This is a genomic window from Vibrio sp. E150_011 (genome assembly GCF_053544015.1).
Genome location: NZ_JBHFOL010000033.1, coordinates 1 through 25,828, shown reverse-complemented (window position 1 = coordinate 25,828; position 25,828 = coordinate 1). Strand labels below are relative to the sequence as shown.

The window sequence follows — 25,828 nt, the reverse complement described above, 5'->3', positions numbered from 1 at the left end:
TTCACAAGACGACGGTCGCTCTATCGCGTCTTCTACCCTCCAAATGACGTCAACAAGCCGTTTTTCAAGCTCTAGAGCTTTCGAACGAGCCTCTCTTGGCGTCACTTTACCCAACGAATATTTGTATTCAAATTGACCATAAAAATAGTCACGAACACGCCGAGGAAATTGGAAACGGAAAGTCCAAGAATGATTACTAGATTGAGTGAGATAGCGCATAGCTCAGTACCTAAGTTCAGTACCAGTCGCGTTTTCTATGCTATTTGAAAGGTGTGGTGCGTTATAACTCGTTGATTACAAATTACTAAACGCTAGATGGGTGGAAGCCCCAGCCACATCCCGGCACACAAGTCATCCGCTGCGGCTGCTTCCTTCCGGATCTGACCGAGTTCACGAACTATTGTTGCGGGAGGACCAGGGCCTCCATAGATTCTGTTGATTTTGCGCTAACGCCAAATCGTGGAAAGGATTATCAGGTATAGGCGCATTGAATGCAATAGCTGAACGGCATTTTTAGCAGAACTGCGGTTTAAGTGACTATAGATTAAACAAAAAGGCGTTAAAGCTAACTTTAACGCCTGTGTACATCAACCAAGGTTACTCTTTTTACTTAAGGCTCTTGGTTCTCATGATCACTTCTTAAGATATAGTCAGTCATCCACGCGGTGCCTAGTAAGCAAAGCCAGACAACAAACACCGGCTTAGGCACATCGACCCCCGGTACAACCACTAGGGCGGCGAAACCCACACTCGGCAAGGTCCAACATAATAATTTGTTCCAGCGGAAGGTTTTAAGCTTCCCTAGGCTTTCCATCGAGGCAAGCATCCCTGTAAAGCACAGCGCGATAAGTGCCGCGTGTGGCAACCCTGCTGCCCAAATAGGGAGTATCAAAGCTAACGACCACCAGCTATGCTTATTACTGCCTTTCCAATGGCTTGCCGCATACCAAGCGACAAAGACAGCGAAGCTTTGAACAAGGGTCACCATTGGCGTTCCCCCTAACTTCCCAGCCAGTTGAGTCATCATTAACCCAACATTTAATGTAATAACAATAAGCCCAACTAAGCAAACAATCCAAATATTACTTCGTCTGGACGACGCCACCATAAACACTGGCAACAATATCCACACGGCGATAGACATCGCGATGGTTTGCATGGGTAGCGTTAATCCGTACACGACCATAGAGGCCAATAACGCTAAACCGGCCACTCCTCCTTGTGGAAGTATCCAAAGCGCGGGGATCATCAGTGCTAACACTGGAATATCCCCTTCCGTTACACTGATTGCTCTGGCACAAACCATTGCAAGAAGACTTGTGATTATGAACTGAAACACTGAAAATACCATCGCTCCTCCCTATACCGATCCATGGCACAATGAACTAGGACAATATTCAGTATGGAACAGTTTCGGACACAAATCTTTGCTGTGATTCACCAAATTCCACTCGGAAGTGTGACAACGTACGGGCAGATTGCAAAAATGGCTGGCTATCCGGGCTATGCAAGGCAGGTAGGTAAGGCGTTAAGCAACCTTCCTAAAGGCAGCACCCTACCTTGGCACCGAGTGATTAATGGTAAAGGTGAGATTTCATTGAGTGGCGATCGTTTTAGTGTTCAACGCGCTATTTTGATGGAAGAAGGCGTGGTGTTCACCGCCACTGGTAAAATAAGTTTGAAGAAATTTGGCTGGCAGCCTTAAAGGAATTGAACTACGCCTATTACGGCTAAAGTTTTCGATGTAGCGGTCTAATGATCCCGATAACTAAAGAGCCCTAACATAAGGGCCCTTTATGCCAAGAGCTATTTACCTTGTACTCCAATAAGCAATAGGTTCACTTCTTGTGTTTTATTTTGATCGGTAATAACCGGGTAAGCGGTGTCGTTGATAAAGCGCAGCTTCCCATCAACTTCAATACGAGCACTGACACTGTAGCGATGTCTGCTATCAATATCGGCGGCGTCGTAACTCAGTTCAAAATCAAATGGAACCTGTGCACCATCCGTCTCAAATGTCTGTTCCGCTATCATAGTGGCAGGTGCGTCAGCCAGTGATACGTCTTGAAGTTTAACCGTTACAACAGCGTTCGGCGGTAAGGCAATTCGCTCACGGTAAGCCACCGACCCTTTTACTGACATCATGCTCTTTTCCATAGCCGCCTGCGACGGTGCTGTTGTTTCAGATGTTGGGGCGGTTTGACACCCAACTAACGCTAATCCAAGTGCCGTTGTCATTAAACCTGTTAGTATCTTTTTCATAACGCCTCTCTATTAACTCGCCACATGTTACTGGTCGATGCCAGCCTCTATAAAATTAAAGATATCAGAAATTTACCCTTACGTTGAACAAAAACAATCAACGTAAGCCGGTTTACTACCATTCCTACAAGGTGTCCCTAGAATCAAGTTAGCGCATAGCTTGACGAACAAACAGACAAAATCCACACTGACAGTATCAACATTGAGTATAAGTGAATTTATGAGTAAACCATTACGCGAATTACTGGAACTGCTTCAATTAGAAACACTGGACAAAGGCTTGTTTCGAGGCCAAAGCCAACACCTCGGACTGCCACAAGTGTATGGCGGACAAGTAATCGGCCAAGCATTGTCTGCCGCCCGTTACACCGTGCCAGATGATCGCACCGTTCACTCTTTTCATAGCTATTTTCTTTACCCTGGTAATGCAAATAAGCCCATTATTTATGATGTAGAAAACCTGCGTGATGGGAGAAGCTTCAGTACACGACGAGTCAAAGCCATTCAAAATGGTCGCCCCATTTTTTACCTCACGGCCAGCTATCACGGTCATGCTCCTGGCTTTGAGCATCAAACTGAGATGCCTTCTGTCGAGGGGCCAGAGAACTACGCTTCTGAGTCTGAGTTAGCGGCGCGCATTGCGGATTTTCTGCCACCAAAAATTCGCGAAGTCTTTTGCAGTGAAGAAGCGATTGAGGTGCGACCGGTTACGGTGATCAATCCTCTTAAGCCTGAGAAAGCCGAGCCTACCCAAAAGCTTTGGATACGAGCCAATGGTGAAGTCCCAGAAAGCCCTTTAATACACCAATACTTATTAGGGTACGCTTCTGACTGGCGCTTCTTAACCACAGCGTTGCATCCACATGCGGTTTCCATGATGACACCTAAATTTCAACTGGCGACCATTGACCATTCAATGTGGTTCCATCGTCCGGTGAAGATTGATGAGTGGTTGTTGTATTGCATTGATAGCCCAACCGCGAGCAACTCACGCGGTTTAGTCCGCGGCGAAATATTCAACCAGCAAGGTGACTTAGTTGCCTCAACGGTGCAGGAAGGCGTGATGCGATTTGGCGAGTAATACGACTAATATTGAGTGTTGCCCTTAAGCTCATATACATCGAAGCGAATAAAAAGCCAGTAGACGTTCTACTGGCTTTTTATTCGCTTCGATGTATTTAATAAACTTACGAAATCAATCAAGGCGGTGCAACCCTACTACCAAAGGATGTCAATCGCATACAACACCGCCGCGCCACTTAACGTGACGACAATAATCTTGTAACGACTCGCTTTTGCTTGTACTTGCTTAGAGGCAACAACATACAATGAAACATAGACATAAATACAGAGTATAGAGGACAGTATTGCGGCGAAAAATAACGGCCACGCACCAGATTCCATGGCTTTTTTAATGATAGCTAAAACGACTAAAAAACCAACAAACAACGTCCTAATCCAAGATAATGTTGTTCTCTCGACTTGAAGGCCTTTATCACTTTTTAGCCTTTCTTCAGTAAGTAATCGTGTCACTGTAAATACTACTCAAAAGTACAATCGTCACTAATACCATCAGCAATGGGATAATTTTAATGACCCTTGAGTACGTTAAATTAGCACTCAATCTCATCGCAATTTCATTACCCCGCCAATTAACGTACGCAAATAATGAACAAAGAACCGAGACCGCGAGCAATGCGACACAAATCATCGGCTTATACAGCTCATCATTTAAGCTACTTGCCAATTGGTCCACCGCGATCGCGGCTGTAAAAAAGCCTAACGCCGTTCGTATCCAAGCCAAAAACGTTCTTTCATTTGCTAAGGTAAACCGATAGTCAGGGTCGTTCCCTTGCTCTCTCCAAGCCATGACATCACTCTCCAAAAAGCGGGACACGCCCGCAATATTAAGCACTCACTATTCAGGTTTTAGCATCTGCATATCTTCTGAAGACGCTGGCAGATAACGCGCATTATGCAGCCGATACGAAGACCAATATCCCATCCAGCGAGGGTCCGAGAACAATAACGCCTTAGCTTGTAACACGATGGATTCTTTATGTATTTGGTATTCTTCTCGCTCCAGTAAGTTGGACTGATCGTCTTTATCAAGATGATGCAGCTCCTCATACCCCGTGGTGGCGTTATAACCATAGAAGTATTTCTTGTTCTCAATATCCACTTGAAATCCAAAGCCATAATTACAGCCTACATGGACCCCGGTCTGGTATACCTGAGTTAACGGGCGACGCGACTCACCTCTCATCAGCTTGACTAGATTATCGCCTTCCATCTGTGCCGGTATTTCGATACCCGCAAAACCCAATATGGTCGGAGCAACATCGATGGCTGACACCGCTTCATTGCTGGAGCTTATTATTCCAGATAAGCTTTGCGGTGGTTTCACTAGGAGAGGAATACGGAAAATATCAGGTTGAAAATACGATCCCTTATCAGCCATTGCCATGCGACCGTTCATATCGCCATGATCGGCAGAAAAGATTATCGCGGTCTCATCCCATAACCCTTCTTGCTTCAAGAATTGGATCAAATAACCGATAGCATGATCCACCACCTCCACCTGCAATAGATGACAAGCAATATAGTCAGCGGCCATATCTTTGTCGTACATGCCCCAGTATTGTTGATAAAGCGCGTAGATAGGGTTTCCGGGTTCTTTTAAGTCAAAGCTTTGAGGCAGCGTTACTGCTGCCTTAATTTCTTCATAACGCTTTTCTAAACCACTCGGTACTGAGTATGGTTGGTGAGGGTCAAAAAACTCAAGTTGGCTGAATATGGGTTTATTTGGGGCTTGAACTTGTGATGCTTTAATTTGTTCTACTGCTAACTTAGCAAGGAATACTGAATAGTGAGCTTCTAACGGGAAATCCGACCCATCTTGCTGTTCGATCCACCCACCAAATGAATTAGCTGGCGACATTTGGTCTGTTTGTAACCCTCTAAGCTCTCTACGGTAACGTGGTAATTTAACGTCCTGACTGGCTAAGTAAGCCAAATACCGATCATCATCCTCGACGGGAGGCCCCCAGCGATCCCATGCGTGAACATTTTCACCGAATGTGCGAATGAACTTCTCAACGCCTACATGACACTTCCCAGTGTGTTTTAGCGAATAACCGACTCGCTTTAAATAATCTTGAAAGATGATGTCATCTAGCTCTAAATCGACTTTCATTCCCACTGGCGTTCTTTCACCATTCGATAGGTAAGGAGGATGCATTCCTGTAAATATGGCTGCACGTGCTGGGCCACACAAAGGGCTCGGCGTAAATGCAGAGGCAAATGATGTGCCTTCCTTTCCTATTGAATCGATATTGGGCGTTTTTATCACCTGTGATAATGGACGATCTGGGTGATAACAATCCGCTGAAATCATATCAACGGTAATAAAAATGATGTTTGGCTTTTTCTGTTCAGTTCTATAGAAAACGCCTTGTCGCTCTTTTGGGTTTAAGAAATCGGAAATCATCGAGGCCTCAAATATTAACAAAGTGATAGAGCTCTATTATTCAGGTCTTATCACTGACTACTGATTCCTAAAGTTAAATGAAGTTGCTACTATAAACCATAGTAAAAATGCCACTGGGATGTAAAAAACGAAACTATGAAAAATCACCCACTGCTCATTGAACAATCGGCTGACTCCTGTGGTATTACCTTACGTTCTATGTGGGATGTACAAGCGGATGCCAAGTATCATATTAAATGGCCAAGAGACCGTATTCTACCAATGCTTCCCAACGCCATTGTTGCAATATACACAATACAAGGTAGTGGGTGCATTCAACTGAACAATGGCAAAGTACTCACTATTTCAGCGCCTAGCGTTACCTTCATTGACAGTAGAAATATAAGCAGTTACTGGACAAATGGAATCGTTTGGAATTTGAACTGGTTTGAGTTTTTAATGCAAGGTGTCACCCCCATTCCTTTTGAAGAACCAATCCTCTTAAAAAATGATACTTACCCGACTATTTTGAACGAGGTAAAAGAATTAATTGCGTCTAATTCCCCAATTAAGCTGAACGCAGCCGTCGCGGGTTTTGGCTTTGTTTTTTATAAATGGCTGACCTTGATTGACCAATCAAAAAGCATGAGTAATCAGGAAAGAACCGTCACGGATATCATTGCCAAAATGAGTGAAAACATTGACCAAAACATCCCGATTAAACAGTTTGCTCAAGAATCTGGTTATACCGAGCAATATTTAAGGAAACTCTTCTTAAAATACCTCACTGTGACGCCAAAACAGTATTATTTAAAGCTGAAGTTAGACACCAGTATGATGATGCTGAAACGACCCGGGACGAACGTAAAGCGCGTCGCTTTCGAGCTCGGTTTTAATGATAGCTTTCACTTTAGTCGCGCCTTCAAAAAGCAGTTTGGTGTATGCCCGTCGAGCGTCAATGAAACCTAATCCTTGAGCCTCCCTTTTGTTCCATTGGTCACTTAATCACTCAGTCATATTAATTAAAAAGACGCCAAGCATAACCCTATGCTTGGCGTCTGTTTTCTTTCTGCGATTAGATGCTAGCCATTAACCGTGCTATTCCATAACCCCAACAGTACGAGGTTTCACGCCTACGCTTCGTGAATAAATCAGGCCACCAACCGTTATAATAAACAGCCCGCACACTAAGAAATAATAAGAGTTCTCATTCGGTACCAAGTAGAATGTCGAGATCACGCCGCCAAAGATCAGGGTTAATCGACCTAAAATACGGCACTGCATAATATCCGACGCTTCCATCCCTTCTGGAGACACGATAGGTGTTCTTTGATTGATAAAGAACTGATCCACGGCACTCTTACGCTCACCCACTCGAGATTTGTAGAAGAACCCAGTACACAAGAAGAAACCAAGTGTGATAAACAAGTGCATAAACTGAGTGATAACCACGCCTAAATCACCAAGCTCTCGCCCTGTTAGTGCGACACCAATCGTTTCTGACACCCATTGAGCGTTAAAGACATTGTTACTAATTAAGCTGACAACAAAACCAAAGCACACCGTCGCCCAACCCGCCCAATCTGGAACTCGTTTAATAAACATACCTAAGGTTTGAGGGATCATCATTGGGATATTCACAAGGCCTGCAAAAATGATCATCATTGAGAACAAGCTAATGCCTCTTAGTTCATTTAAAAATAGCGCAAAGCCGATAACGATTAAACCCATCACACCCGTGGCGATTCGACTCGCTCGAAGCTCTTCTACCTCGGTCGCAGCTTTGTTAATCATTGGCTTGTAGATAGACTTAACAAACGACGCCGCAACAAAGTTAATACGTGAATCGAGTGTCGACATCGTCGCAGCAAACATCGCTGAGACCACTAGACCAACCATACCTGCTGGAAGCAGCATTTGAACCGAAGACAGATACGCGGCTTGGTTTGCTTTACCACCAAGTTGCGGATACATCGCGGCTAAATCGACACCAGTACTTGCTGCCCACATTGGCGGGATAAACCACATGACACTCCCAAATGCGAACAACAATGCCGTAAGATAAGCGGCTTTACGTGCCTGTGCTGAATCTTTAACACATAAGAACCGAACCGACTGACCGATGTTATTCATGTCGATGACACGCTGAATAAAGATGGCTCCAATCCAGAGTAAGAAAATCTCTTGATAGTGAATACCGTTACCCGTCCACAAGGCGGCACCCTGCCAATGGTCTGTAATATCGGTGATATTATCCACATTGTTCATCACGGCAATAAAAGTCACTACACTGATTGCGACAATCAACAAAGCCTGCAAAAAGTCACTCGACACTACGGCCCATGCGCCTCCTGTGATGGTCATTATCACCACCGCAGCACCAGTGATAATAATCGCCAATTGAATATTGATGCCAATAACCGCGGAGATAAAAATGGAGACGGCGTACAAGGTTATGGCTCCCCCCATAAGGCCAGTGATCATATAAATAAAGGTATAAAAACGTTCGGTTTTTTCCCCATATCGCTGACGAATAGCCTCCATTGGGGTAATCACATTTAGTTGTCTAAATCGAGGTGCAAAAATACGAGCACAAATTAGATAACCAACGATGTTAAATATAAAAATCCAAACCACAGCAAAGCCATCAATATACGCTTTGCCTGCTGCTCCCGTGAACGTCCATGCACTAAATGTCGTCATAAAAGCACTAGAACCGGCCATCCACCAGACCATCTTACCGCCCCCACGGAAGTAATCACTTGTGTTAGCCACTTGTTTACGGAAAATAAACCCGAGCAAAATCATAAATATAAAATAAAATACTATGGCACTAATATCGTATCCTGAAATCATTGTTAGTTTCCTTACCAAAAATAGCGTTGATGCCCACAAATACGCATCAGTGCTTCGAGATAATAGTAATCACCATATGGCAGCATATTGTTGGCCATATCTTTAGCGACAAATGATGCGCCCTGAGACAGTAATCCATGAGCCATGGGATCGCTGGTTAGGTCGCACTGCTCAATTAATCCTTGTGTCAGATGCATTCCCCACTGTTCAAAGAAATCTATCTCTTGCTCGTCTTCGCACAAACTTGCGATAAGCAACAGACCGGCTGCCGTTATCGCCCCCGCTGAGCTGTCTTTATAAGGGTGCTCGTACTCAGGGAGTCGATAGTCCCAAACAGGCACCGCATCATCTTTTAGATAAGGCATGACAAAATAAGCCAGCTTTTTTGCAAGATCTAAAAATGAGCGGTCACCGGTATGGAGATAACTTTGGGCAAAACCATGAATCGCCCATGACTGACCACGCGCCCAGCAAGAATCATCGGCATAGCCTTGGAAGGTCTCGCCTTTAAGAGGTTGCTGCGTCAACGGATCAAAATTAAAGGTATGAAAAGTCGAATAATCATCACGAACTATATGCTTAGCCATTGTTTTAGAATGATTGATCGCCGCCTCACGAAGGACATCGCTATTGGTTTGGTTTGCAGCCCAAAATAGCAACGCTGTATTTTGCAACGAATCTATAATGGTCTTACCTTGTGTTTTTTCAGGACCAAGGATATGTGTATCATTCCAAGCAACAATGTAATGCCCAATTCGACGATAGCGTTGATACAAGCTGTGCGCCGCTTCGACAGCCATCGCCTTATATTCTTCATCTTCGGTCAACATATAGCCAGCGACGCAGCTCAACGAATATTGAAACCCAAGATCATGATCATGCCAATTAGGGTTAACCAGTAACTCTTTAAAATATGGCTTACGCATGTTTGCGCTATTTTTAAATGTACTATCGCCCGTAATTTGATAGCAAAGCCACAATTGTCCAGTCCAAAACGAAGACACCCAGTCGGAGGCGCCACAATAACGCCAAGTTCCATCTTCATTTCCTATTTTTGGGTTATTCAAACCAACCCGTGAGATATTTTTCTTTACCGAAGACATTACGTTTTGTAATTGCCCACCAAAATCATTCTTCTTATAACGTGTCGTAGGATATGCGTGCTCTTTCATTGCGACTCTTTCCAGGTTGCTTTCTTTTATTCAAGGGGGTGATATTTACAGCCAGTGTATTAAGGGTGGGGCTATAGATTCAATGTGAAAATCAATCCAAAGATGAAAAAAAAGAAACTACTTCTGTAATTTTCCTTATTTGGTGTTTGTTTTGTGAAAACCATCACAAAGTCATTATTTGGAAGGAGATCACGCAATTAAAACAATATTCCAACCAGTTTCTTTTTGTGCATCCATACGTGAATTTCTACATTCTAATAAAAAAGCAATCCCTTAAATTTGATGGCGATTTATTTACCAACAAAATAATAAAACAGGGAATTACCGTGAAGCATTTTAAAATTAACGCCCCAATTTTGGTCTCCTCGCTTGCCTTTATTTTTAGCCAATACAGTGTTGCCCAAGATGTCGATTTTTCGAGTTACTTTCGCGCAGGAGCTGGCTCTAGCTCAAGCAATGGCGCGATGGTGTCATACAACAAACAAAAAGTGGGTCGCTTAGGTAACGAGGACGATATTTACCTCGGGCTTGGTTTAGGGACACAACTTATGAAAACAAACCAGCACGATGTTTATTTTCAAACTCGAATGGTCTACAAGTCAGATGGCGCCAATGATTGGGAATCTATCAAGGATTCCGACACAGACATTATGTTTAAAGAGGTTAACGTTGCTGTGAAAGGGCTTATTACTGCCCTACCTGATTCGACAGTTTGGGCTGGTAAGCGTTACAACCAACGTCACGATAATCATATTATTGATACCTATTACTGGAATGTATCTGGCACCGGTGGGGGTATTGATTATATTCCATTAGGTGAAGGTTTACTGTCCGTCTCCGCTATCCGTTCTGACCGCAAGAGTCAAAACTTTGATGATCCAGGCACCGTAAACACTAAATTGAACGTCAATATCCTTGATGCGAGATATAAAGGGATCAACCTTTGGGATAAAGCAGAACTTGAGGTTGGCCTTGACTACGGCATGCCTAATGAATCTGACGAATTCACACTACAAACTCAAAATGGCTTAATGGCGACGGGTCTCATGACCACTGGTGGGAAATGGGGCAAGAACAACACCGTGTTCCAGTACGGAACGAACGGCTTCTCAAAAGCACTATTTAATGACCATGCTGGAAAAAACTATTATGCCGAAGTTAAAAAAGATGCCTCTGCCTATCGAGTGATGAACTACGGTTTGCTCAATGTTAGTGACAGCATTGTGATCGCTCACTCCCTTTATTATACCGCCTCAATCAATGACATCGAACAAGACCAAACCACCACACAAAAGACACTTTCTGTCGTCGCACGTCCGGAATACCGTTGGGACGACTTTAACAAAACCATTATGGAAATTGGCTACTTCGATGCCACCACCGCACAAGGTGAAGCCCAAGGCGGTAGCAAAATCACGTTGGCGCAAGCGTGGGCACCATCAAAAAGCTTTTGGGCTCGACCTGAGCTAAGAGTATTTGCGACCTACTTCCATGATTATGAGAACAACAATGCATTCGGCACAGGCAACGACACCGAGTTCCAAGTTGGGATACAGGTGGAAGGTTGGTTTAAGTAATCCACAAAACCAGCTCTATAAACGAGCTGGTTCCTTACGCATTCGACACTCAAAGCAATCAAGAGGTTTCATCATGCCTGCCCCTCATCCATTCCACATAATGGCAAAGCCAACTGGGTCTTTATGTAATATTCAATGTGACTATTGCTACTTCTTAGACAAAGAAGAAACCCTTGGTCAGCAACCCGCCACATTTATGTCTGATGAAACTCTAACACACTATATAAGAGGCTATATCGATGCCCAACCTAATGATCAGGTTGTGTTTAGCTGGCAAGGCGGGGAGCCAACACTGCTGGGCATCGAATTTTTTGAAAAAGTCGTCGCATTACAAAAACGTTTTAACCCACACAATAAGACCATACATAACGATCTGCAAACCAATGGCATTCTCCTCAATAAGCAATGGGTAAAATTTCTAAAAAGCCACCGATTTTTTGTTGGCCTCAGTGTCGATGGACCACGTTTTATTCATGACCATTATCGACATAGCCGTACTGGGCGAGCCACATTGGAGAAAGTAAAAACAGCCGCGGCGTTGCTCAACAAATACCGTATCCCTTTTGCAACACTGACCTGCGTCACCAATCGCAGTGCAAATCACGCAGCAGAAATCTATCAGTTTTTGCGTGACAGTATTGGCTCCACGCAAATGCAATTTATCCCGATTGTCGATCATAACGAATTGCACTTAAGCGAACAGTGTTTAGTAACGACGCAAGAAGCGTATTCAATTTCTCCACAGGGATGGGGACGGTTTATGCAGCAAATATTTGACGAATGGTATTGCCAAGATATTGGTCGTATCGTTATTCCGGCTATTGAGGACAGCATGGCAGTCTTACTGGGGCACCCTTCTTCATCGTGTATCACCAGTAAAGAATGTGGCCGGGCATTAGCCATTATGCAAGATGGCCGAACCTACAGCTGTGACCACTATATTAATGACTCGCATTGCTTGGGGAATGTAAAGAACCAATCTCTTGCCGACATAGCAGGCTCGGCGCAACAACGTAAATTTGGCGAGGCCAAGTCCAACAACTTGCCCTCAGCATGTCAGCAATGTCCATTCCTCAGTTTTTGTCACGGAGGGTGCCCAAAAGACAGGGTGTCCCTTAGCGACAGTGCTCCCCATACCACTTTAAATGAGCCTCCACATAACTACCTCTGCACCGGAATGTTTATGTTCTATCAACACGCCATTCCAAAACTTCAGCAACTGGCAACAAAGTTGTATCCACAATAAAAAGGAAAGACAATGAAACGTAAGGTAATTTTACTCACCTCGGTACTAGTACTTGCCGCATGTAAAGACTCCAATAGTCAATATTGGCATGATTTTGTCTCTAGTAGAGATCAACAAACAGGGTTACTGGATGCTTCAAGCAATATTCCTACGGAAAAAATTCTCACGGATTATTCATACGCTGGGTTTAAACAAAGTGATGCACCACTCCCTCCCCCAAGCCCAGTTTCAAGTAATGCTCATTATCAAGTCTTTAACGTACAAGATTTTGGTGCCCTGCCTGACGATGGTCAAAGTGATAAACAAGCGATAAAAGAAGCGATTGCGGCGATAAAATCGGCTCGTCACAGCCAAAATAATTCAAACCTGATGGATGTCCTATATTTCCCTAGAGGCACTTATATCATTAATGATGCTTCAGACGATGCTCAAATTAACCCCGGAAATACAGACGATATAAAGTACAAGCAACCTATCTTCATCGATTTAGACCACATCGTCGTCAAGGGAGATGGCATCGGTAACACCCTCTTAAAGATGGAGACCCATTTACAACCAGAAAACCCATCAAAAAAATGGACCACGCCGCATATGCTTCAGCTCGGTTCAAGGGTATCTGACAAGGTTTTCACGCAGAAAGTGATAGTAGAATCCACCATAAAAGGCGGTTCAACACACTCAATACAAATTGAAGACGCGCAAAACTATGCCATTGGTGACAGTATTGAATTAACCAGTTTAATAACTCGTGATCGTGCCATCAATGATGCCATTAGTCCTTACCTCATTGAATACAAAGCCTCCTCCCCCGCCACGCCCATTTGGAACAATCTTGTTAAAGGCCTCGATAAAAGAGAAAAACACACCATCACGGCGATCAATGGCAACACCATCAACTTCGCAACCCCTATTGCCCACACCCTCAACAGCGAAGACAACTGGCAGATGAGTAAAATAACCTCTTACGGCTATGTCGGTATCGAAGATATGACTATTGCTGGTAATTGGCAGGATGAATTCGTCCATCACCATGATGCGGTACATGATAGTGGGTACAGTTTACTGGCATTAAATCGCGTCCATAACAGCTGGATTAGAAATGTAGAGCTAAAAGACTTTAACCAAGGTGGCGTATTGTGGAATACCTTTAATGTCACGGCGAAAAATATTCAACTATCTGGAACACCGGGGCATCTGGCTTTTACCATTATGTATGGCAATAACAACCTGATCGAGGGCATCAATGACAACTCGGATGCTTGGCACGCTCCGGGCGTCTCCAAATATTCAATTTCCAATGTCTACAAAGATAGTCATTACGGCCCAGATTCGTCGATTGACTTACACGGCGAACAGTCGATGAATAATTTATTCGACAACATGAAGGGAGGCTGGATATATGGTCGCTGGGGCGCCAGTTCTGGCAATCAGCCGAATCATCTAAAAGGACTCACGTTTTGGAATCCCGTGAACACAGCACCCGCTAGCGATGCCTTCATGTTCATGAAAGACGATGGTATCTATGGTCGTGTCATTATGCCTTATATCATTGGCATGACTGGTTCTGAGTTTTCCGTTGCGCCACGCTCAAAATATATTAATGCCATGATAGAGAGAGGAACCGCCGCCTATACTGAGGTACCACAAGATACCGAAAAGCAAGCATATTTAGAATCACTAGGGGCTCCTGTCAGGCCGGCATCTCTCTTTGAAGCACAATGGCTACTTCGCCATCAGGAATAATCACCTCGCGATATTACCACCCATAGAAATGACGAATGCCAACCTTTTCATGATTGGCATTCGTCGACTCGACTCGTCGTTCTATATGCTCGGCTCAGCACGCTTTCATACGTTCAGCACTCACCACAGTTTGATGCGCACGTGATTAGTTCGGATATTTACCCCACTTTCTGTTAATCAAAAAATTAATCATGCGACGACTAAAGCCGGAATAAGGTGCGCTAAGAAACCCGGTTGCTGCGATATTGCCTTGTACCATGACTGGGCGCATTTTAGACAAACTGTTGAAACCCTCACGACCATGATAATGCCCCATTCCACTAGGCCCCACCCCTCCGAATGGCAAATCGTGTTGGCCAACATGCAGCATCACATCGTTGATGGTGACCCCACCCGACAAGGTGTTTTCCAGCGTGGTTTTTTGTAGCGCTTTGTCGTTTGAAAACAAATACAGCGCTAATGGACGATCGCGCTCACTAATAAAGTGGTACACATCATCCATCGTTTTATACGTCAATATGGGTAAAATAGGCCCGAAGATTTCTCGCGTCATCACGGGTTCACTTGTCGCTGGAGAGACCACGAGATGAATCGGAAAACGTCGAGTTTCAGCGTCCGGTTCACTGTCTGGAATCAGGTTGATAACTTCGCCTGCGCCCTCTTTTGCAGACTGCAGCGTGTCTGACAGTCGCTGGAAAGAAACTGCATCAATCACCGACGTATAATCGCGATGCTCAATACTTTTAAAGCGTTTTTTTACAATCGATTTTGCCGATTTCACGACAGCATCTAGCTTTTCTTCTGGTACAAATAAATAATCAGGTGCCACACATGTCTGACCTGAATTGTATACTTTACCGGCAAGAATACGCTTCATCGCTTTCTTGACGTCATAATCAGGTGCAATAATGGTCGGTGACTTCCCCCCTAGCTCTAAGGTTACGGGTGTCAGGTTTTCTGCTGCTGACGCCATGACCTTGCGCCCTGTCGCACCCGAGCCAGTAAAAATAAGGTGATCAAACGCCAGCTTGGAAAATGCCGGCCCCGTTTCGCCAGTCTCAGCAATGAAACAGATTTCGTCTTCAGTGAAGGAGGACGAAAACGCTTGAGCAAGCGCGCGACAAAGGTGCTGAGAGTTTTCCGACATTTTCACCATCACTCGGTTGCCCGCTGCAAGCGCTGCGGTCATCGGCCCAATGGATAAAAATAATGGGTAGTTCCACGGGACAATCACCCCGACCACACCGATAGGCTGAGGCATAACGCGGTTTTTAGCAGGTTTAAACCATATTGCGGTATGACGGGTTTTGGGTTTCATCCATTTTTTGAGGTTTTTCCTTGCGTCAACCACACCATCAATAGAAGAGAAAAACTCGAGCAATGCCGTCTCCGTTGAAGACCGATGGCCAAAATCTTTTGCAATTGCTTCACAAAATAAAGCCTGATTATCACGAATAATACGCTCTAGTTTAGACAGGTTATTAAGCCTCAATTCACGACTAATAAAAGGAGACTCTTTAAATGCCTGTTGTTGCTCGTGAAATCGTTCACGCATCTGTGTTTCATTGAGCTCTACTTGACTCATTATTCGACTCCTTCATCGACAAGTTTTTCTAATATTTGTTGGCACTCCGACAGCGACATAACCTCTGGAACAGGGTACTCACCAAAGGCTTCTTTTATTGCTTGTTCGGCAATGCGCGGAATATCTTGTACCGTTAACTCTTTTACCGTTTTAGGAATACCAACGGTATCCAGCAGAGTTGTGATCGCGGTATTCAGTTGCTGGGATACACTCAGTTCGACTGTGTCTTTATAGCCCAGTTCTATCGCAAGCTGTGTCAGTCGAGCGTTATCTCTGTGTTGAATAAATTGAAGCACATGCGGTAAGACAATCGCGTTCGCTCGCCCATGGGGGACATGATAAAAAGCCCCTAGTTGATGAGCGATCGCGTGAACATAGCCAATATACGTACGCGTAAATGCTAAGCCTGCTTCAAAGCTTGCCAGAGCCATTTGCTCACGTGCTGGCACGTTACCGCCATGATGATAAGCATCCGGCAAGTGGTTAACGATTTTATTAATCGCACCGACTGACCACGCTCGGGTTTGACTATTTGCATACCCAGAGAGGTAAGACTCTATTGCGTGAGTCAATGCATCAATACCCGTTTCCGCAGTCACTTGAGCAGGCAGCCCAATCATTAGGCTTGGGTCAAGAATCGCGACTTTAGGCACTAGTGACGGATCGGTTATCGAGCGTTTTTTACGTGCTTTCACATCGCTCACTACCGCCGCAACCGTGCACTCTGAACCCGTTCCTGCGGTTGTGGGAATGGCGATAATGGGCATTAAGCGCCGATGCACTTTTAACAGCCCAGGTAGCCTAGCAACATCTCTATTGGTCTTCACACTGGCTGCGATTGCCTTGGCACAGTCAATGGCTGAGCCACCTCCGAAGGCAATGACGCCATCATTAACGTGTTGCTGATAGTGGACGACACCACGCCTCACCATATCAAAATCAGGATCTGGTGTTATTGCATCAAAGATAGAATAAACCACTCCAGCGTCATCGAGTGAACGTAATAAGCCATCAAGTAACCCAAGCTTCATAAGGCTGCCATCAGTCACAATACAAGGCGATGTAACCAACAGATCGCGGCAAACATCAGCAATATCGTTGACCTTTCCTAGCCCAGAAATGCAAATAGGTGTGGGCACGGGCACCATTTTAATAAACGGCTTTTTAATCGAGACCAAACATTGATGAAGCATATCGACGTTCCTTGTCTTTATTGACGTAAGTCGAAACGTCATGGAGAGTGACTGTATTTATAGAGCGATTACTCGACGTAGGCAAGGTACCCAGAAAAGAGTTGAGAGCCAGATGACTAATTAAATACAAAGCCTATAAATAACGACGATACAAATGAAAACCCGTGACCGACGCTAAAGTCACTTGCTCACTGATGGCTAAGCCCTCAACGGACGAGCGTTCTATTAGCGAATAGGCAGTGCTGTCGTGTACTTTAAGGGCTCCATCGCAAAGGTAGAGGTCACGTTAGAAAGCTCATCAATACTGTTTACTAAATTTTTCTAGAAGTCATCGAAGCACTTCATGTCCTTTACTAAGACTTTTAGCATGTAATCGTATTCCCCCGCCATGCGGTAGAACTCCATCACCTCAGGGAATAAAGAGACCGTATCGACAAATTCCTTGTACCACTCATGAGAATGATTCGTCGTTTTAATCTGCACGAATGCCGTAAAACATAACCCTAATGACTCTGGATTTAACAGGGCCACACGCTTAGTAATAACGCCATTTTCTTCAAGCTTCTTTAGCCTTTTCCAGCAAGGCGTTGTCGTAAGGTTGACGGCTTCCGCCAATTCGCTCAACGACAATGTACTGTCTTGTTGCAGCAATCCCAGTAACGTTTTGTCGATACTATCAATTTCCATTAAACCACCCAAAATAGAAAATAATGCTATTAAAGCTAATTATCACAGTAAATATAGCAAAGTTTTTCTCCCTAAATATAGGTAAATTACAATCATAGAGACAAACCTTTAGGAAGCCTAACTATGTGCACTGATCATCAATGGATAAACAACGCAATTCGTAAAATTGAAGCAGACTATCAACGCTCTGCTGATACCCATCTCATTAAGCTTGATCTACCAAGCATCGATGGCATCGATCTGTATCTAAAAGATGAAAGTACACACCCGACAGGTTCACTCAAGCACCGCTTAGCGCGCTCTTTGTTCTTGTATGCGATCTGTAATGGTTGGATTGGTCCAGAGACAACGGTTATTGAATCTTCATCAGGCAGTACGGCGGTGTCAGAAGCTTATTTTGCACGATTGCTCGGACTCCCCTTCATCGCTGTTATGCCAAAGAGCACCGCATGCAAAAAAATCGAACAGATTGAGTTCTATGGTGGTAAAGCGCATCTCGTTGATCGTTCTGACCAAATCTATGCAGAATCTCGCCGTCTTGCAGACGAACTCAATGGTCATTATATGGATCAATTTACGTATGCAGAACGTGCAACTGACTGGCGTGGAAATAACAACATCGCCAACTCTATTTTTAGCCAAATGGAGTTAGAAGATCATCCTATCCCGACATGGGTTGTGATGAGCCCAGGAACCGGTGGCACATCGGCGACGATAGGCCGCTTTATTCGCTACCAAAAGCACGATACCAAGCTATGTGTCGTTGACCCAGAAAACTCGGTTTTCCACGAATATTATAAAACGGGTAATAAGAATGTTACCGGCGATTGTGGCAGTAAGATTGAAGGCATTGGTCGCCCTCGCGCTGAGCCAAGCTTTATTCCGGGTGTTGTCGATGAAATGCGTACCATTCCTGATGCAGCCAGTGTTGCGACTATCCATTGGTTAGAGAAAGTCTTAGGACGCAAGGTTGGCGCGTCAACCGGTACCAACTTATTTGGTGCACTGCAACTTGCTTGTGAAATGAAAAAACGGGGCGAAACCGGCTCGATCGTCACGCTTCTTTGTGACAGTGGTGAGCGCTACCTTGACACCTATTACAATCCAGAATGGGTTCGTAATAATATTGGTGACTTGCAGCCTTATCTTGAAAAGCTTGAAATATTTGAAGCGACAGGTGAGTGCAGCGCTTAATAAACGCCTCGTCGCTAAGGCACAAGCTAACAAGCTAACAAGCTCAATGTTTCAAAAAGGAGTGACTGAGTCACTCCTTTTGCTATGTCGGCGCTAGTCAGGTTACTCTGACTAGGGATGAGCTCATGTAGACGTTAAAGAAGCTTTCCATTCTATCTAGACGAAACACATCACCTAACGACTGTAAGAGTGCTTAACCTTCATTTGCGCCGCCGTAATGTAGGAGACAAGGTCTTGATAAGATTGGTCCAACTGCTCGACGACCAGAAAGTCGCTTTCATCCTCCTCGATCAAGCGTAACCCATCATGAAACGATCTCGCCTTAACGGAAAAATATTCTAGCGGTCCGCCCACTTTCGCCAATTGACGTGTCTCTTCATGATTCGCAACAACCAAGCCAAACGTCGTCTCAAGTTCACTGGTGAGTAACAAGGCCCGGTCATAATCAGCGCCAATGAGTTTGGCATGGGCGGTGGTCCACATATTGGTATACTGAGCGATCCCGCTAGAGGCGTATATATCCACGGTACTCTTATAGATAACATCTACGGTGTTGGATGAAAGCGACAGTATTGACTGAGTGTCTTGTACTATCTCCGCAGCACCTACAGAGGCATCGGCAACTTGCGTCGAGACTTTTTCGATGTTTTCACCCGCTAGGTTAGTGCTAGATTCAATCCGCTCAACAAGACCTGAAATCTCACTAGCGGCTTCATTGGCTCGCCCTGCTAATGAGCGAACCTCATCCGCGACCACCGCAAATCCACGTCCATGCTCTCCTGCTCGCGCCGCTTCAATCGCCGCGTTCAAGGCCAATAAATTGGTTTGTTCCGAGATTTGTTGAATGATACTGATGAACTGACTGATATCAGCCGTTAGCATCTGCAGTGCATTCACAGTGCCCTTACTCTCTGCCGACGACTCAGATACAAGCTCAAGGGAGCGGAACATCGCTTCAAGCTGATGCTGCGTAGACTCAAAGACGCCCAACTTATTTTGCAACTGATCGCTTTGTTCAATCAAATCGTTGTTGGCACATTCAATGCTCTGTGCAGCATTAACAAGATGTGGGACAACCATACCTAAGAAGCGACGAGAGCGTGTTTTTTGATCTGTTAACGTAATGTGGAGATCCTTGACCTCCGCTTGTTTAACCTCAAGCTGTTGGGTCAGCGCTTCAATACGCAACATTAATACTTCTTTTTCTGCTTTCTCAGCCAGCATTTTTTGATGCGTTGCTGCTAATTTTTTCTTGGATACAAACATACAACCCTTTACCCATCACTGCTTATTCTTATATTCGCTACGCTAACACTCGATGCGAAATTATAAATAACGTGGCGAATAAGTTGTGATTACCACCAATCCAGATACCCCGATTAGGGTATAGCCAAGCTTGGTGTTACAAGGGCGTTAGGACAAATAGTGAGGGACAGGTATTAGGGGGAGTATTACTAACAAGGACGTAGTGTCATTAAAAGGAAGCACTACTGTTAAAAAGGAACGCATTACGAAACACCTGCCGCCACTTTCTTGATATGACTTGCGCATAAATAAAGCGCGGCTAGGTGTGATAACGGCTATTTTTGTTTGGCTTCGAATGCCGCTAGCTGCTCTGGCGTTGCCTTAGGTTGATGGTTTTGTTTCCACTCGTCATACGTCATGCCATAAACGCGCTCACGAGCATCATCAATATCCAGATCCAGCTCAGATTTTTCTGCTTCCGCCTTATACCATTTGCTAAAACAGTTTCGACAAAATCCTGCTTGGATCATTAAGTCGATGTTTTGAACATCCTTATTGGCATCTAGGTGGGCGAGCAAGCGACGAAATACCGCCGCGTCGAGCTTATCTTGTTGCTCTTGAGAGAGCGCTTTATATTTAAAATCAGCCACTTTACTTTCCTTTTGATGGTGAGTTTTATTACTCAAGAGTACCCAACAAAGCAAAAAATGCCCAGCATTTGCTGGGCATTTTTAATCGTAATAAACACGTTATTCGCTTGGAGAAAACCTAACCGTGGCTGCTTCGCGCTTTCACGTCTTTATCGAGTGCCTTATTCAGTTCAGCTTCAACGTGACCTGGGGATTGTGTTTTCACCGAGATCAAGCGGTACATCGCAGGAATGACAAACAAGGTCACCACGGTTGCAAACGCCATACCAAAGAAGATCACCGTACCAACAGCAACACGACTTTCATAGCCCGCGCCCGTCGACACAATCAGTGGGATTGCGCCAGCCAACGTGGTAAACGCTGTCATCATAATAGGACGTAAACGCCTCGCTGATGCGTCAATGATCGCCTGCTCAAAAGCAATGCCTTTATCTCTAAGTTGATTCGCAAACTCGACAATCAAAATACCGTTTTTAGTCACCATACCGATGAGCATAATCATACCAATCTGGCTGTAGATATTGAGCCCTTGTTGCATAATGACTAAGCCAAGGAAACCACCAAACACCCCCATCGGCACAGTAAACATCACCACTAGCGGGTTAATAAAGCTCTCAAACTGCGCAGCAAGGACCAAGTAAGCAACCAGCAATGCCAACGCAAACACAACAAAAATGCTCGACTGGTTTTCTTTAAAGTCTTTTGACTCTCCTGCATAGCTGATGGAGATATCGCCTGGAAGCATTTCTATCGCTTGTTGGTCCATAAAGTCCAACGCTTCTCCTAGGGTATAACCGTCGTTCAAGTTCGCCTTAATCGTGATCGCTTTCTGTTTATTGTAGTGAGACAGTCGAGTCGACGATGCCACTTCATCAATATCGGTCACGGCGTCCAAGGTCACTAACTCACCAGATTGAGTCCGCATATAAATTTGGCTGAGATCGGCGGCGTTGTTAAAGCTGTTTTCATCTCCGCGTAGATAAACATCATACTCTTCACCACGCTCAACATAGGTAGTCTCACTTTTACCACCAAGCATGATCTCAAGGGTATCAGAGATATCCGCAACGCTAATCCCTAGCTCCGCGGCTCGCTCACGATCAATCGTCACTACCAACTCAGGCGTTTTCTCAGAGTAATCTGTACTTGCTCCTTCCATCATCGGAGAGGCATCGGCACGCTGCTCTAATAGGTCCGCCCATTTTTGCAGCTCTGCATAATCGGAACCACCAATCACGAACTGAACCGGCTCACTAGACCCACCTCTAAATCCAGGCATGAACGGATAAACACGTACATCGGCAATCCCTGTCAGCGCTTTACGCACCTGTCCGAGTGCTTCTGTCGCGGTCACATCTCGGTCATTCCAATCCTCAAGGATCATGATAACGAAACCAGTTTGGTCGCCCGCATTACCACCAAACGCTGGTGACTGAATGCTGAATGACTTCAGGAACCCTTGCCCGAGTAAAGGCATGAGTCGCTCTTCTACGTCATCCATGTTGGCCGCCATGCGGTTGTAGCTGGTGGCATCTGCACCACGAACAAACGCAAAGATTACCCCTCGGTCTTCTTGCGGCGTAAGCTCAGCGGGAACCTGCTGCATCAATTGAAAGCTTCCCCCAACGCAGGCCAAAATGACGACAGGTGCCATCCATCGAAAGCGCAGCGCTTGCCCTAGCGCGCGTTTATAACCACGCTCTAGTTTTCTAAAACCTTTATCAACCAATTGGGTAAATCGATTCGGTTTCACGTTCGCTTTTAAGATCGTACTACCAAGTACTGGCGTGAGCGTTAAGGCGATTAATGATGAAAAAATCACCGACATGGCCAGCAATACGGAAAATTCTGTAAACAACAGTCCGATCATGCCATCCATAAATGAGATGGGTAGGAAAACCATCACCAACACGAGTGTGGTTGCCACGACGGCAAAACCAACTTCACGGGTCCCTTTGTAAGCCGCCAATAACGGCGGTTCACCTTTTTCAATGTGATGGAAGATATTTTCGACCACGACGATAGCATCATCCACAACCAACCCTATCGATAGAATCAATGCCATCAGGGTAATTAGGTTGATTGAAAAACCGAAAAAGTACGCAGCAATAAACGATGCAATCAAGGATACCGGCACGGTAACGGCAGGAATTAATGTTGCTCTCGCTTGCCCTATAAAGATATACAGGACCAATATGACCAAACATCCTGTAATGAACAAGGTGTTGTAGACCTCGGAAATCGAGCGGTCGATAAATACTGTTGAGTCATAGTCAATGGCCAAGCGCGTGCCTTCAGGCAAGAACTGCTGCATGCGTTCGACTTCTTTATGGACTAAGTCTGCCATTTCCAAAGGGTTCGCATCGGATTGCGGCACAATGCCCATACTGACATTGACAACACCGTCACTCTTAAATGTCGAGTTCTCGTTTTCCGCACCAATGTAAACATCAGCGACATCTTTAAGGTAAATCGGCGTATTATCGCTCGCGCGCTTCACCACTAAGTATTCAAAATCCACCGGTGTGTTATACGCTCGGGCAGTTCGTACCGACATCACCGTCGCATCGTTACGGACTTCTCCCCCTGGGCGTTCTATATTCTCTGAACTCAGCGCGGAGGTAATGTCGTCGGTTGTCACGCCGCGTCCCGCCATGTAAGCAGGCTTTAGCTTGATGTACATCACTTGGTACAACCCACCAGAAATATCAACCGAACTGACACCTGAAATTAGGCTAAAGCGGTCTAATAAGACGCGGTTGGTATAATCCGTAAGCTGAGTTCGGTCCATGACCGATGAGCTAAGGTTGATGTAAACGGAGGCCTCTCCACTGCCGTTGTTTTTGAAGACAAGTGGATCGTCGGCTTCATCCGGCAACGAACGTTGCGCTCGAGCAACAGCATCACGAATATCGCTGACCCCAGAATTCAGGTCATAACCGAGTTCAAACGTTACGGTGATTCGTGACATCCCATTTCGAGTGACCGACTCAATTTCATCAATACCACTGATGCCGGAAAGCTGATCTTCAATTGTCGAGGTGATCTGGCTTTCAATGATGGTCGCTGATGCGCCTTCATAACGCGTTGAAATCGACACCACTGGGTTTTCAATGTCTGGCATTTCACGCACCGCCAGCTTATTGAATGACACCAGACCAAATACACATAGAAGCAGGCTAAATACGACCGCAGCGACAGGGCGTTTTACTGAAATATCCGATAAAAGCATTAGCTTGCTTCCTTCTCGCTAACTATTTCGGTCATGGTTTCTGTGCGTTGAGCTGTAGGCTCAGCTTTCACTTCTTGAACTGAGGATCCATCACGCATGTTGACGATACCCTGCACAACGATTCGTTGACCAATCTCGACACCTTGTTCAATCACGACTTGGTTGCCAACGCGCGCGCCCAAAAAGACCTCAGTGCGGTGTGCTTTGTTATTCTCGTCGATGACATAGACAAAGCGTTTCGTGCCCGAATACTCAAGAGCCTGAACGGGGATAATCGGTGCTTCAATTGGAGGAAATGCCATATTAGCTTGCGCTAGCATGCCTGGCTTTAAGCGGTTTTCTTGGTTTTGGAAGTGAATACGCACACGCAAATTCAGTGTTTCTTGGTTAACGCGTGTATCAACGGCAACCACCTCACCTTCAAACAGTCGATTTCCCCACGCCGATGTCTTTGCCGTGACGGCCATGCCTTTTTCCAACATCGACAAGTAATGCTCTGGTACCTGCAGGTCAAGCTGCATCACTGATAGGTCATCTAACGTTAATAACTCAGTCCCCACGTTAACGAGCTTACCGCGACTAAAGTCAATCAGGCCGACAGTACCAGAAAATGGTGCCTCGATATGCAAATCGTTTAGAGATGCATTGGCGGCATCTAAACGAGCATTGGCAATATCAACACTGGTCTTTTGAGCATCGATTTCTGTTTTTGTAATCGCATTACTTGAAGCAAGGCGTTGAAACTCCGTTAGTATTCGCTTTTCATCACGCAGATAAGCCTTCGCCTCGGCAACCGATGCTCGCGCTTTATCATCATTAAGCAGTATTAACACTTGCCCTTGAGGCACCTTTTCATTAGCCGTGACATGTATCTCGTCCACGATGCCTGAAACCTCAGAAGCCATAACCACCGATTGGTCGGCTTCTAATTTACCGACTAATGACAGAGACTGAGAGACTTGGTGAATCGCAACCGTCTCCGTGACGACGGAAATAGCTTGAGCCCCAGGGCCGCGTTTTGCGTAGCTTGCAGAAGATGCACTAAGAATAGACAGTGCCAGCAAACCGATTATTGTTTTATTTTTTTTCATCGTATTTGTCTTTCAATATAGAAACTATGGATATTCTAGCCGCTTATCAGCAATATAACGTCAAGAAGTGTAAATCTTACTGCCACTATTTATTTACATTTATTCAATCATCAAACCTGCCCGAAGACTTTTCATACAATACGCGACCGCGCTCTTATCTCCCACAGGAAAAACATTTCCTGATACACATATCATGAACTTAGTTCGTTTAAAAAACACTCACAACACAGGATTAGTCCTTTTTAAACAGCAAAGTTAACGGTTGTGTAAGCGTAAAACGGCATTCGCGCAAGCAAGCTATTGGTCAATAATTAGGGGATAAAACTGTCTTTTTAGGCACCTCTGTCCAAAAAGGCATCATTCAGTTCAAAATGCTAAGAAAAAACTTTACAGCTTTATGAAGTTTGCTATGATTCGCTCCGCACTTGAGTGATGAGTTGGGAAAACGTCAAACAAGTATAAAATACCCTGGAGGGGTTCCCGAGTGGCCAAAGGGATCAGACTGTAAATCTGACGGCTCTGCCTTCGATGGTTCGAATCCATCTCCCTCCACCATATTTAGTTTGCTTGGTTGCAGTCAATGACCATCAAATTAACGCACTTGAGTTGCTGCGTTGGGAAAAACG

General features: G+C 44.9%; 20 protein-coding genes, 1 tRNA gene, 1 other RNA gene and 2 pseudogenes. 8 read left to right on the top strand and 16 right to left on the bottom strand.

Annotated elements, in window-relative coordinates:
- From ACE1OE_RS23955 to ACE1OE_RS23945, 3 genes and pseudogenes are all read right to left on the bottom strand, one after another.
- Positions 1-219: pseudogene (locus ACE1OE_RS23955) on the bottom strand (hypothetical protein); the annotation flags it as partial.
- Positions 220-323: 104 nt separating this feature from the next.
- Positions 324-420: signal recognition particle sRNA small type (gene ffs, locus ACE1OE_RS23950), an RNA gene on the bottom strand.
- 190 nt (positions 421-610) lie between these two features.
- Positions 611-1,351 carry a hypothetical protein gene (locus ACE1OE_RS23945; RefSeq protein WP_449212486.1) on the bottom strand — a complete coding sequence of 247 codons (741 nt, stop codon included), beginning with the start codon at positions 1,349-1,351 and terminating at the stop codon, positions 611-613.
- Positions 1,352-1,402: 51 nt separating this feature from the next.
- Here ACE1OE_RS23945 and ACE1OE_RS23940 point away from each other — a divergent pair, with 51 nt between their 5' ends.
- Positions 1,403-1,705, top strand: a complete 303-nt coding sequence (locus ACE1OE_RS23940) for an MGMT family protein (RefSeq protein WP_449212485.1) — start codon at positions 1,403-1,405, stop codon at positions 1,703-1,705.
- Between the two features lie 101 nt (positions 1,706-1,806).
- Here the strand turns inward: ACE1OE_RS23940 and ACE1OE_RS23935 are convergent, their stop codons facing one another.
- Positions 1,807-2,262 (bottom strand): YbaY family lipoprotein, encoded by a 456-nt coding sequence (locus tag ACE1OE_RS23935; RefSeq protein ID WP_449212484.1) that lies wholly within the window; start codon positions 2,260-2,262, stop codon positions 1,807-1,809.
- 220 nt (positions 2,263-2,482) lie between these two features.
- On the opposite strand from ACE1OE_RS23935, the gene tesB reads away from it, so the two are divergent.
- The gene (gene tesB, locus ACE1OE_RS23930) at positions 2,483-3,343 is read left to right on the top strand and encodes an acyl-CoA thioesterase II (protein WP_449212483.1); all 861 of its coding nucleotides are present in this window, start codon (positions 2,483-2,485) and stop codon (positions 3,341-3,343) included.
- A 137-nt stretch (positions 3,344-3,480) separates the two neighbouring features.
- Here the strand turns inward: tesB and ACE1OE_RS23925 are convergent, their stop codons facing one another.
- The 3 genes from ACE1OE_RS23925 to ACE1OE_RS23915 are packed head-to-tail and all read right to left on the bottom strand — an operon-like array spanning position 3,481 to position 5,752.
- Positions 3,481-3,795 (bottom strand): DUF202 domain-containing protein, encoded by a 315-nt coding sequence (locus ACE1OE_RS23925; protein ID WP_449212482.1) that lies wholly within the window; start codon positions 3,793-3,795, stop codon positions 3,481-3,483.
- Entirely contained in the window at positions 3,776-4,132 is a 357-nt protein-coding gene (locus tag ACE1OE_RS23920) for a YidH family protein (RefSeq protein WP_449212488.1), read from the bottom strand. The genes ACE1OE_RS23925 and ACE1OE_RS23920 overlap by 20 nt, the downstream gene beginning before the upstream one ends.
- Before the next feature lie 48 nt (positions 4,133-4,180).
- Positions 4,181-5,752 carry a sulfatase-like hydrolase/transferase gene (locus tag ACE1OE_RS23915; RefSeq protein ID WP_449212481.1) on the bottom strand — a complete coding sequence of 524 codons (1,572 nt, stop codon included), beginning with the start codon at positions 5,750-5,752 and terminating at the stop codon, positions 4,181-4,183.
- A 135-nt stretch (positions 5,753-5,887) separates the two neighbouring features.
- Here ACE1OE_RS23915 and ACE1OE_RS23910 point away from each other — a divergent pair, with 135 nt between their 5' ends.
- The gene (locus tag ACE1OE_RS23910) at positions 5,888-6,700 is read left to right on the top strand and encodes a helix-turn-helix transcriptional regulator (RefSeq protein WP_449212480.1); all 813 of its coding nucleotides are present in this window, start codon (positions 5,888-5,890) and stop codon (positions 6,698-6,700) included.
- A gap of 129 nt (positions 6,701-6,829) precedes the next feature.
- Here ACE1OE_RS23910 and ACE1OE_RS23905 read toward each other — a convergent pair whose 3' ends face one another.
- The gene (locus ACE1OE_RS23905; RefSeq protein WP_449212479.1) at positions 6,830-8,587 is read right to left on the bottom strand and encodes a sodium:solute symporter family transporter; all 1,758 of its coding nucleotides are present in this window, start codon (positions 8,585-8,587) and stop codon (positions 6,830-6,832) included.
- An 11-nt stretch (positions 8,588-8,598) separates the two neighbouring features.
- Positions 8,599-9,759, bottom strand: coding sequence for a glycoside hydrolase family 88 protein (locus ACE1OE_RS23900; protein ID WP_449212478.1), 1,161 nt, complete (start codon positions 9,757-9,759; stop codon positions 8,599-8,601).
- Positions 9,760-10,085: 326 nt separating this feature from the next.
- Here ACE1OE_RS23900 and ACE1OE_RS23895 point away from each other — a divergent pair, with 326 nt between their 5' ends.
- The 3 genes from ACE1OE_RS23895 to ACE1OE_RS23885 all read left to right on the top strand — a co-directional run bounded on the left by ACE1OE_RS23895 (position 10,086) and on the right by ACE1OE_RS23885 (position 14,325).
- Complete coding sequence (locus ACE1OE_RS23895) at positions 10,086-11,336, top strand: carbohydrate porin (RefSeq protein ID WP_449212477.1); 1,251 nt, start codon at positions 10,086-10,088, stop codon at positions 11,334-11,336.
- A gap of 73 nt (positions 11,337-11,409) precedes the next feature.
- Entirely contained in the window at positions 11,410-12,582 is a 1,173-nt protein-coding gene (locus tag ACE1OE_RS23890) for an anaerobic sulfatase maturase (protein WP_449212476.1), read from the top strand.
- Positions 12,583-12,594: 12 nt separating this feature from the next.
- Positions 12,595-14,325: a DUF4955 domain-containing protein gene (locus tag ACE1OE_RS23885; protein WP_449212475.1), complete on the top strand. Its 1,731-nt coding sequence runs from the start codon at positions 12,595-12,597 to the stop codon at positions 14,323-14,325.
- Between the two features lie 145 nt (positions 14,326-14,470).
- Here the strand turns inward: ACE1OE_RS23885 and ACE1OE_RS23880 are convergent, their stop codons facing one another.
- The 3 genes and pseudogenes from ACE1OE_RS23880 to ACE1OE_RS23870 form a co-directional block, all read right to left on the bottom strand.
- Positions 14,471-15,910 (bottom strand): coniferyl aldehyde dehydrogenase, encoded by a 1,440-nt coding sequence (locus ACE1OE_RS23880; protein ID WP_449212474.1) that lies wholly within the window; start codon positions 15,908-15,910, stop codon positions 14,471-14,473.
- Complete coding sequence (locus tag ACE1OE_RS23875) at positions 15,910-17,103, bottom strand: iron-containing alcohol dehydrogenase (protein ID WP_102471902.1); 1,194 nt, start codon at positions 17,101-17,103, stop codon at positions 15,910-15,912. Before ACE1OE_RS23875 ends, ACE1OE_RS23880 begins: the two co-directional genes overlap by 1 nt.
- Positions 17,104-17,328: 225 nt before the next feature.
- Positions 17,329-17,790 (bottom strand): annotated as a pseudogene (locus ACE1OE_RS23870) (Lrp/AsnC family transcriptional regulator).
- 123 nt (positions 17,791-17,913) lie between these two features.
- Between ACE1OE_RS23870 and ACE1OE_RS23865 the strand changes: the two are divergent.
- Positions 17,914-18,984: a PLP-dependent cysteine synthase family protein gene (locus ACE1OE_RS23865; protein WP_372062130.1), complete on the top strand. Its 1,071-nt coding sequence runs from the start codon at positions 17,914-17,916 to the stop codon at positions 18,982-18,984.
- 174 nt (positions 18,985-19,158) lie between these two features.
- On the opposite strand, the gene ACE1OE_RS23860 is transcribed toward ACE1OE_RS23865, so the two are convergent.
- From ACE1OE_RS23860 to ACE1OE_RS23845, 4 genes are all read right to left on the bottom strand, one after another.
- Positions 19,159-19,935 (bottom strand): methyl-accepting chemotaxis protein, encoded by a 777-nt coding sequence (locus ACE1OE_RS23860; RefSeq protein ID WP_449212487.1) that lies wholly within the window; start codon positions 19,933-19,935, stop codon positions 19,159-19,161.
- Between the two features lie 629 nt (positions 19,936-20,564).
- A complete protein-coding gene (locus tag ACE1OE_RS23855) occupies positions 20,565-20,879 on the bottom strand; it encodes a DUF1244 domain-containing protein (RefSeq protein ID WP_102471906.1) in 315 nt (104 codons plus the stop codon).
- A 118-nt stretch (positions 20,880-20,997) separates the two neighbouring features.
- Entirely contained in the window at positions 20,998-24,111 is a 3,114-nt protein-coding gene (vexH, locus tag ACE1OE_RS23850) for a vibriobactin export RND transporter permease subunit VexH (protein WP_372062129.1), read from the bottom strand.
- Positions 24,111-25,202, bottom strand: coding sequence for an efflux RND transporter periplasmic adaptor subunit (locus ACE1OE_RS23845; RefSeq protein ID WP_449212473.1), 1,092 nt, complete (start codon positions 25,200-25,202; stop codon positions 24,111-24,113). Before ACE1OE_RS23845 ends, vexH begins: the two co-directional genes overlap by 1 nt.
- A gap of 470 nt (positions 25,203-25,672) precedes the next feature.
- Between ACE1OE_RS23845 and ACE1OE_RS23840 the strand changes: the two genes are divergently transcribed.
- Positions 25,673-25,757, top strand: a tRNA-Tyr gene (locus ACE1OE_RS23840).
- Positions 25,758-25,828: the final 71 nt, after the last annotated feature.

Coding starts and splice junctions, on each gene's coding strand:
- ACE1OE_RS23885 (WP_449212475.1), top strand. CDS start 12,595: ATGAAACGTAAGGTAATTTTACTCACCTCGGTACTAGTACTTGCCGCA.
- ACE1OE_RS23910 (WP_449212480.1), top strand. CDS start 5,888: ATGAAAAATCACCCACTGCTCATTGAACAATCGGCTGACTCCTGTGGT.
- ACE1OE_RS23915 (WP_449212481.1), bottom strand. CDS start 5,752: ATGATTTCCGATTTCTTAAACCCAAAAGAGCGACAAGGCGTTTTCTAT.
- ACE1OE_RS23875 (WP_102471902.1), bottom strand. CDS start 17,103: ATGCTTCATCAATGTTTGGTCTCGATTAAAAAGCCGTTTATTAAAATG.
- ACE1OE_RS23865 (WP_372062130.1), top strand. CDS start 17,914: ATGTGCACTGATCATCAATGGATAAACAACGCAATTCGTAAAATTGAA.
- ACE1OE_RS23905 (WP_449212479.1), bottom strand. CDS start 8,587: ATGATTTCAGGATACGATATTAGTGCCATAGTATTTTATTTTATATTT.
- ACE1OE_RS23940 (WP_449212485.1), top strand. CDS start 1,403: ATGGAACAGTTTCGGACACAAATCTTTGCTGTGATTCACCAAATTCCA.
- ACE1OE_RS23935 (WP_449212484.1), bottom strand. CDS start 2,262: ATGAAAAAGATACTAACAGGTTTAATGACAACGGCACTTGGATTAGCG.
- ACE1OE_RS23880 (WP_449212474.1), bottom strand. CDS start 15,910: ATGAGTCAAGTAGAGCTCAATGAAACACAGATGCGTGAACGATTTCAC.
- ACE1OE_RS23890 (WP_449212476.1), top strand. CDS start 11,410: ATGCCTGCCCCTCATCCATTCCACATAATGGCAAAGCCAACTGGGTCT.
- ACE1OE_RS23945 (WP_449212486.1), bottom strand. CDS start 1,351: ATGGTATTTTCAGTGTTTCAGTTCATAATCACAAGTCTTCTTGCAATG.
- ACE1OE_RS23845 (WP_449212473.1), bottom strand. CDS start 25,202: ATGAAAAAAAATAAAACAATAATCGGTTTGCTGGCACTGTCTATTCTT.
- tesB (WP_449212483.1), top strand. CDS start 2,483: ATGAGTAAACCATTACGCGAATTACTGGAACTGCTTCAATTAGAAACA.
- ACE1OE_RS23920 (WP_449212488.1), bottom strand. CDS start 4,132: ATGGCTTGGAGAGAGCAAGGGAACGACCCTGACTATCGGTTTACCTTA.
- ACE1OE_RS23860 (WP_449212487.1), bottom strand. CDS start 19,935: ATGTTCCGCTCCCTTGAGCTTGTATCTGAGTCGTCGGCAGAGAGTAAG.
- ACE1OE_RS23900 (WP_449212478.1), bottom strand. CDS start 9,759: ATGAAAGAGCACGCATATCCTACGACACGTTATAAGAAGAATGATTTT.
- vexH (WP_372062129.1), bottom strand. CDS start 24,111: ATGCTTTTATCGGATATTTCAGTAAAACGCCCTGTCGCTGCGGTCGTA.